We start from the raw sequence: 7,353 nt of genomic DNA, 5'->3' as shown, positions 1-7,353 counted from the left end.
GGCGTCGACGCGCTCGGCCCGGCCGAGTACGACGCCGCCGGGCGCGACTACCGGCGCCTGGCCTGGAGCTACGCCGCCGGCACGGTGCTGGGCGTGCTGCTGGTGGCGCTGGCCGGGGCCTGGCTGGTGCGGGCGGCCTGTACGCCGCTGGCGGCGGCGGTGCGCATCGCGCGCACCGTCGCCGCCGGCGACCTGACCCAGCACATCGCGGCCGGCTCGCGCGACGAGGCCGGCCAGTTGATGGCGGCGCTGGCGGAGATGAACGCGCGGCTGCGCCAGATCGTCGGCGAGGTGCTGGCCGAGACCGAAGGCATCGTCGAGGTCGCCGCCACCATCGCCGCCGGCCACGACGCGCTGTCGGCGCGCACCGCGCAGCAGGCCGGCTCGCTCGAACGCACCGCCGCCGCGCTGGCCACGCTGACGGCCAGCGTGGGCCAGGCCGGCGACGGCGTGACGCGGGCGCGGACGCTGGCACTGTCGGCCTCGGCGGCGGCCGGCGACGGCGGCGCGGCCGTCTCGCAGGTGGCGCTGACCATGGGCGCGCTCAACGCGTCGGCGCGCAAGATCACCGGCTTCATCGGCCTGATCGACGCCATCGCATTCCAGACCAATATCCTGGCGCTCAACGCGGCGGTCGAGGCCGCCCGCGCCGGCGCCAGCGGCGCCGGCTTCGCGGTGGTCGCCGCCGAGGTGCGCCAGCTGGCCCAGCGCAGCACCGCCGCCGCCGCCGAAATCCGCGGCCTGATCGGCGACTCGGTGGCGCGCATCGGCGGCGCCGACGCGCTGGCCGGCCAGGCCGGCGCCACCATGGACCAGTTGCTGGGCAGCGTGGGCGCCGTCAGCGCCATCATGGCCGAGCTCGGCGAGGCCAGCGTGGCGCAGCGCGGCGACCTCGACGCGGTCAACCAGGCGGTGGTGCAGATCGGCGGCCTGACCGAGCGCAACGCCGCGCTGGGCCGGCAGGCGGCCTTGTCGGCCGACCAGCTGCGCGGGCGCGCGGCCGGGCTACAGGCGGCCGCCAGCCGCTTCCGCCTGGCCTGAGGCCGGCGCCAGCGGCAGGGTGATGGTGAACTCGGCGCCGCCGCGCGGGTGGTTGCGCGCGCTCAGGCGCCCGTGGTGGCGCTCGACGATGCCGTAGCTGATCGACAGCCCCAGGCCGGTGCCCTTGCCCACCGGCTTGGTGGTGAAAAACGGGTCGAACAGGCGCGACAGGTCGTGCGGGGCGATGCCGGCGCCGTTGTCGCGCAGCGTCACGCGCAAGGTGCCGCCCTCTCGGTGCGCGGCGATCCACAGTTGCGGCGGCGCGGCGCCGGCCGCGGCGCCGGCGTCGCCGGCGTTTTCGATCAGGTTCATCATCACCTGCAGCAGTTGCCCGGCGTTGCCCGTCACGGGCAGGGCGGCGCCGGCCCGCCAGTGCACCACGAAGCCGGGCGCGGCGCCCTTGCTGGTCCAGTGGATGGCGCGCGCGACGACGTCGTTGAAGTCGAGCGGCAGGTGCTCGGCGCGGTCGACCGCCGAGAAGCGCTTGAGGCCGTTGACGATGTCGGTGGTGCGCATGGCGCCCTCGAGCGTGCCCTCGATCAGCGACGGCAGGTCGGCCAGGATATGGTCGATGCGCAACTCCCGCCGCAGCGCCTCGTCGGCCCGGCCCGCGTGCAGCGCCTCGATGTAGGCGGCCAGCCGCGCGCCGTTGCGCTTGAGCACATGCACATTGCCCAGCACGAAGCTGATCGGGTTGTTCAACTCGTGGGCCACGCCGGCCACCAGGCGCCCCAGCGAGGCCATCTTCTCGGCGTGCAACAGTTGCTGCTGGGTACGTTTTAGCGTCTCGTGGGTGGCGCTCAGTTCGCGGTAGGCCAGCTCCAGCTGGGCGTTCTTTTCCTCCAGCGCGATCTCGTCCTGCACCAGGCGCGAATAGACCTCGTCCATCTTCTGGATGACGTCCAGCCAGGTGGCCTCGTCGATGCCCTCGAGCTGGCCGGGCACGGCGATGGGGAGTTCGGGACTGCGCGGCATGCTGGGGCTCGACAATGTCATCGGGGGCTTTCAGGATAGCGGATTCGACGCGCCGGCGCCAGCGCGCGCTCAGTGCACCGTGCACACCATGCAGGGGTCGAACGAGCGCACGATGTGCTGCACCGACACCGGGTTGGCCTCGCCGGCCGGCACCGGCGCCCCCACCAGCGCCGCCTCCAGCGCGCCGGGCGTGCCGTCGGCGTCGCGCGGCGAGAAATTCCACGAGGTCGGCGCGATGATCTGGTAGTTGGCGATGCGCCCGCCCCGGATCGACACCCAGTGGCCCAGGCTGCCGCGCGCGGCCTCGGTCTGGCCAACGCCGTCGGCCTCGTCGGGCAACCCGGCCGGCGTGAAATACGGCGCGTCCGCCTCGAGCGCGGCGATCCAGCGCTCCATCCTCGGCAGCACCAGCGCCAGCTCGAGCAGGCGCGCCAGCACCCGCGTGTAGACGTTGCCGCCGCAGCGCGCCAGCGCGTCGCGCACCAGCGGGTGGCCGTCGACCGCCTGGCGCGCCAGCGCGCCCGTCTCGAGCACCCGCCCGTCCAGCCGCGGCGCCTTGTTCCACGTGTAGGCGCCGGGCTTGTCGGGGGCCGGCGCCGTCAGGCCGTCGCGCGGGTGGCGCGGACCGCCGCGGTCGTCGAGCCAGGCGTGGCTGGCGTCTTCGGCGATGGCATCGGTGTCGAGCGCGCGCCCGGCGCCGAGCGCGCCGTCCCACAGCCCGCGCGCGAACGCGGCAGCACCGGGGATGGCGCCGGGGAGCGGATAGGCGCCGTTGGACAGGTACAGGCCGGGCCCCTGGCCGAGCCGGTCCAGGCCCAGCTCCCAGGCCAGGGTCAGGAACAGCCGCAGGTCGCCGCTGTCGGCCGGCGCGCCCGCGTGCCAGGCGCGCAGCGCGGCCTCGCTGTCGAGCGCGGCGATGGCCTCGAGCGGCGCGCCGAACAGGGTGTGCTCGAGGAAGTTGCGCATCTCGCGCACCCGCGCCAGCAGGCGGATGCGCTCGGCCGCCTCGACCGCGCGCGAGGAGCCGCCCGGCAGGATCGACTGGGTGTGCGGCCACTTGCCGCCGAGCGTGCCGAGCAGCGTGAACCAGCGCTGCCGCGCCGCCAGCGCCAGGCGCGCGTGGCGGCCCTGCTGCGCGGCGAAACGCTCGCCCACGGCGTCGTGCCAGGGCCGGCCGGCGTAGGCCGGGCGGGCGAAATCGGGCATGAAGAACAGGTAGAAGTGGGTCAGGTGGTCGGCCAGGTTCTCGGTCGCCAGCATGACGTTGGTCACCAGCGCGCCGTTCGGCGGCGGCGCCACGCCCATCGCGTCGGCCAGCGCGCCCGCCGCCGCCACCGACTGCGACACCGAGCAGATGCCGCAGATGCGCGGCACGTAGACCAGCGCGTCCTCCGGCGCCTTGCCCTGCAGGATCTGCTCGAAGCCGCGGTACAGGGTCGAGTTGACATGGGCGGCGCGCACCGCGCCGCCGGCGATGTCGAGGCGCACCTCGAGGTCGCCCTCGACGCGGTTGAACGGTCCGACGATCAGGCGCGTCATGGCCGCCTCACTTGAGGCGCGTCTTGCGGATCGCCGGCACCTGCACCAGGTGGTCGGCGACGGCGTTCTCGCGCACCCGCCGCGGCGTGGCCGACTTCGACAGCGACGCCAGCGCGACGAACCAGGCCTTGGGCATGTCGATCGGCAGCCCGGTCGGGATGCCGGCGATCTTCGGCGTCAGGTGGAACGGGTGGCCGGGCTCCTCGAAGCCCGGCTCGGTGCAGCTGATGCAGGCGTAGCCGCCGCGCGTGCACGAGCCCTCGCCGTTCCACAGCCGCGTGTTGCAGTCGGCGTGCACCTGGGTGCCCTTGCAGCCCATGTGCTCCATCATGCAGCCGCGGTCGGACGGCTGCAGCGCGCTGGCCTTGAATTCATAGAACTCGTTGCGCGTGCAGCCGTGGTGCACCAAGTGGTCGGCGTAGGAGCGGGGCCGCCCCAGCGCGTCGATCTGGCTGGCGCCGAACAGGCCGGCGGCCAGCGCCATCAGCGTTTCCATGACCCAGTTCGGGTGGGTCGGGCAGCCGGCCACGTTGATCACCGGCAGGCCGGCGCGCGAGCGGTAGGCCGCGCCCAGCAGGCCGCCGATGCGATCGCCCTCGTACTGCAGGCCGCAGGCGTCGGTGGGGTTGACGCCGCCGGCCGTGACCCCGCCGTAGGCGGCGCAGGTGCCGACGGCGACCGCGTAGTCGGCCACGGCGGCCAGCTGGTGCACCCAGTCGATCATCGGCTTGCCGCTGCCGGCCAGCATGTGGAAGCGCCCGCTGCCGTGCGGTCCGCGCAACAGCGCGCCCTCGACGCACAGCGCGTGCAGCGGCAATTTGCCGTCGGCGCAGTCCCGCAGGATGGCCAGCGCCTCGGCGCCGCTTTCGAGCGACAGCGACGGGTGCCACAGCAGGCGGATGCCGGCATCGGCCAGCGCGCCGTGGAAATCGGCGGTGTCGGCGCACAGCAGCGACATCGTGCAGCCGCCGCAGCCGCCCGACTGCAGCCACAGCACGTTGAAGCCCGGCTGCCCGCCGGCCATGGATGGATCGGTTGCGATGGCGTTCATTTGGTCTCCAGTCCCAGGCGTATCAGTTTGCTGCGCAGGCCCACGCGCGACAGTCCCAGCTCGCGCGCGGCGTGGGTCTTGTTCCAGCGCAGCCGCAACAGCGTCTCCTTCAGGATCGCCGCCTCCGTCACGTCGAGCCGCTCGGCCAGCGTGCCGCCGGACGCGGCGGCGTGGCGCGCCAGGCCGTCGGCGGCCGCCCCGCCCTGCCCCTGCAGCACCTTGCTGGAAAAACCGCGCGCGCCCACCAGCGCCTGGCCGGGCGTCCCCAGGGCCACGGCGCGGAAGATCTCGTTGCGCAGCTCGCGGATATTGCCCGGCCAGCCGTAGGTGACCAGGCTGGCCAGGGCGTCCGGCGCGAAGCGGCACCCGGGCATGCCCAGTTCGGCGCCGGCCTGGCGCAGCAGCGCCTCGGCGATCGGCACGATGTCGGCCGGGCGCTCGCGCAGCGGCGGCATGGTCAGGGTCACGCCGGCCAGGCGGTAATACAGATCCTGCCGGAAGCGCCCGGCGCGCACGTCCTGCTCGATGTCGCGGTGGGTGGCGGCCAGCACCCGCACATCGACCGGCACGGCGCGGGTGGCGCCCACCGGGCGCACCTCGCCCTCCTGCAGCACGCGCAGCAGCTTGACCTGGAACGCCGGCGACGTGTCGCCGATCTCGTCGAGGAACACGGTGCCGCCGTCGGCGCGCTGGAAGATGCCGGCATGGTCGTCGTAGGCGCCGGTGAAGGCGCCGCGCTTGTGGCCGAACAGCTCTGACTCGAGCAGGCTGTCGGCGATGGCGCCACAGTTCTCCATCACGAACGCGCGCTCGGCGCGCGGGCTGGCGTAGTGGATGGCGCGCGCCAGCAACTCCTTGCCACTGCCCGACTCGCCCAGCACCAGCACCGGCAGGTCGTGCCGCGCCACGCGCGCGGCCAGCTCGCACACGCCGTCCATCGGCCCGCCCGGGGCGCGCACGATGCGGTCGAAATCGAAGCCGGCCCTGACCTGGCGGTGCTTTTCGAGCTTGCGCGCGCGCAGCACGGCCGGGCCGCTGCGCAGCTCCAGGTCGAGCCGGTTCATGTCGTACTGCAGGCCGCGCGCCTCGACGGCGCCGCGCACGCAATCGAGCAGGTGGTCGGGCATCCACGGCTTGAGCACGTACTGGTAGATGCCGGCGTCGTTGATGCCGGCGATGATGTCCTCGGAATCGGTGTAGCCGGAGATGATGATGCGCACCACGTCGGGCCAGCGCTGGCGCACCTCCGTGAGGAACTGCACGCCGGTGGTGCCGGGCATGCGCTGGTCGCACAGGATCGCGCTCGGCGCGTGGCGCTCCATCAGCAGGCGCGCCTCGGCGGCCGAACCGGCCGTGTAGACGGCGAAGTCCTCCTCCAGCGTGCGCCGGATCGCGTGTTGCGACCCGGTTTCGTCGTCGACGACGAGCACGGCGGGCATGGCGGCGCTGTCGGTGCTGTTCATGGGCGGATCGCGGCGCTTTCGAAATCTGGGTTGCGGTGGATGGCCAGGTGGCGCGGCGTCCACGCCTGCGGCGTCTTGTGGACGAAGTGGAACCTGGCTATATGATAACTCGGATCGAAACCGTAGAAGTTTCTGTGCATGCGCGCCAGTTCCTCGTCGCGGTAGGCCTGCAGCGGCTTGCGCGCCTCGTCGCGCGCGCGGGCGGCGCGCCTGACCGCCACGCGTTCGGCCAGGCCGGGCGCGCGCGCCAGCGCCACCGCGCGCGCGGCGATCGAATCCAGCGCGTCGGCGCCCTCGCAGCCGCCGCGCGCGTCCGGCGCCAGCACGGCGTCGATCAGGCCTGCCTCCAGCGCCTGCCGCGCCGACCAGGGCAGGCGGTGCTGCGTCAGCGCCTGGGCGGCGGCGGCGCCGACCCGGCGCGGCAACGAGTAGGTCCAGTACTCGGAACCATACAGATTGCCCATGTTCTTGTAGTGCGGGTTGAGCAGCACGCGCCCGGCGGCCCAGACCTCGTCGGCGGCCAGCGCCAGGAACACGCCGCCGGCGCCGGCGTTGCCGCGCAGGGCCGCCACGGTCCACTGGCGGCCGCCGTCGAGGATGGCCAGCGCCAGGTCGTCCATGGCGTGGATGTTGTGCCACGATTCGTCGGCCGGGCTGGCGCTGGCCTCGATGCGATTGAGGTCGATGCCATTGCTGAAAAAGTCGGCGCCGCCCAGCAGCACCAGCACCCGCGTGGGCCGCGCGCGCGCCGCGTGCAGAGCCCGCGTCAGCTGCCGGCACTGCGCGGTCGACATCGCGCCGTTGTAGAAGTCGAAGCTCAGGAAGCCGCAGCCGCCATCCTCCCAGTAGCGCAGCTCGGCCCACTCGCCCGGCGGCCGGTGCACCGGCACGGCCAGCTCGGGCAGCGCGGTCCATTGCGCCGGAAAACAGTCCGACACCGGCAGCTTGAACGGCTTGGGCGCGCCCTCGTCCGGCGCGGCGGCCAGCCGCGCGTGGCCGATCCAGACCGCGCCGTCGGCGCAGCGGCGCAGCACCGCGTGATCGCGCCGCGCCACCACGTCGCCGGGCGCGCCGCCCAGGCCCGCCAGGCTGGCGGCGCTGGCCGGATGGGCGTCGTACAGGTGGCACGGCTGGCCGAACAGGCTGTCGCGCACGCCCGGCGCGCCGTCGGCGCCGCGCAGCTTGGCCAGCACCAGCGCGGCGCCGTCGGCTTGCCAGTCGATACGGCGGCTGGCCTGGTCCATCGGCGGGCGCGCCCGGCCGCGCGGCCGCGCGGGACGCAAC

At 73.9% G+C, this 7,353-nt stretch carries 6 protein-coding genes; 1 reads left to right on the top strand and 5 read right to left on the bottom strand.

From position 1 onward, the window contains the following. Nucleotides 1-1,041, top strand: a 1,041-nt coding sequence (locus tag MRBLMU1_RS21480) for a methyl-accepting chemotaxis protein (protein WP_363505474.1), incomplete at its 5' end; no start/stop codon positions are given. Here the strand turns inward: MRBLMU1_RS21480 and MRBLMU1_RS21475 are convergent. The 5 genes from MRBLMU1_RS21475 to MRBLMU1_RS21455 all read right to left on the bottom strand — a co-directional run. Then, a complete protein-coding gene (locus MRBLMU1_RS21475) occupies nucleotides 1,006-2,037 on the bottom strand; it encodes a sensor histidine kinase (RefSeq protein WP_414646105.1) in 1,032 nt (343 codons plus the stop codon). The genes MRBLMU1_RS21480 and MRBLMU1_RS21475 overlap by 36 nt on opposite strands. A gap of 48 nt (nucleotides 2,038-2,085) precedes the next feature. Continuing rightward, nucleotides 2,086-3,555 carry a nickel-dependent hydrogenase large subunit gene (locus tag MRBLMU1_RS21470; protein ID WP_363505471.1) on the bottom strand — a complete coding sequence of 490 codons (1,470 nt, stop codon included), beginning with the start codon at nucleotides 3,553-3,555 and terminating at the stop codon, nucleotides 2,086-2,088. Between the two features lie 7 nt (nucleotides 3,556-3,562). Next, nucleotides 3,563-4,606, bottom strand: a complete 1,044-nt coding sequence (locus MRBLMU1_RS21465; RefSeq protein WP_363505468.1) for a HupU protein — start codon at nucleotides 4,604-4,606, stop codon at nucleotides 3,563-3,565. Then, nucleotides 4,603-6,069 carry a sigma-54-dependent transcriptional regulator gene (locus tag MRBLMU1_RS21460; RefSeq protein ID WP_363505465.1) on the bottom strand — a complete coding sequence of 489 codons (1,467 nt, stop codon included), beginning with the start codon at nucleotides 6,067-6,069 and terminating at the stop codon, nucleotides 4,603-4,605. Before MRBLMU1_RS21460 ends, MRBLMU1_RS21465 begins: the two co-directional genes overlap by 4 nt. After that, a partial coding sequence (locus MRBLMU1_RS21455) for an enoyl-CoA hydratase-related protein (RefSeq protein WP_363505462.1) occupies nucleotides 6,066-7,353 on the bottom strand: 1,288 nt, incomplete at its 5' end. The genes MRBLMU1_RS21460 and MRBLMU1_RS21455, both read right to left, overlap by 4 nt.

The organism is Burkholderia sp. LMU1-1-1.1 (genome assembly GCF_040675865.1).
GTDB lineage: Bacteria > Pseudomonadota > Gammaproteobacteria > Burkholderiales > Burkholderiaceae_D > Rugamonas.
Note: the sequence above shows the minus strand (reverse complement) of the source record. Positions and strands in the feature narration are given on the sequence as shown.

Excerpts from the sequence above, each read along its gene's own strand:
- MRBLMU1_RS21475 (WP_414646105.1), bottom strand. The coding sequence starts at position 2,037 with ATGACATTGTCGAGCCCCAGCATGCCGCGCAGTCCCGAACTCCCCATC.
- MRBLMU1_RS21470 (WP_363505471.1), bottom strand. The coding sequence starts at position 3,555 with ATGACGCGCCTGATCGTCGGACCGTTCAACCGCGTCGAGGGCGACCTC.
- MRBLMU1_RS21465 (WP_363505468.1), bottom strand. The coding sequence starts at position 4,606 with ATGAACGCCATCGCAACCGATCCATCCATGGCCGGCGGGCAGCCGGGC.
- MRBLMU1_RS21460 (WP_363505465.1), bottom strand. The coding sequence starts at position 6,069 with ATGAACAGCACCGACAGCGCCGCCATGCCCGCCGTGCTCGTCGTCGAC.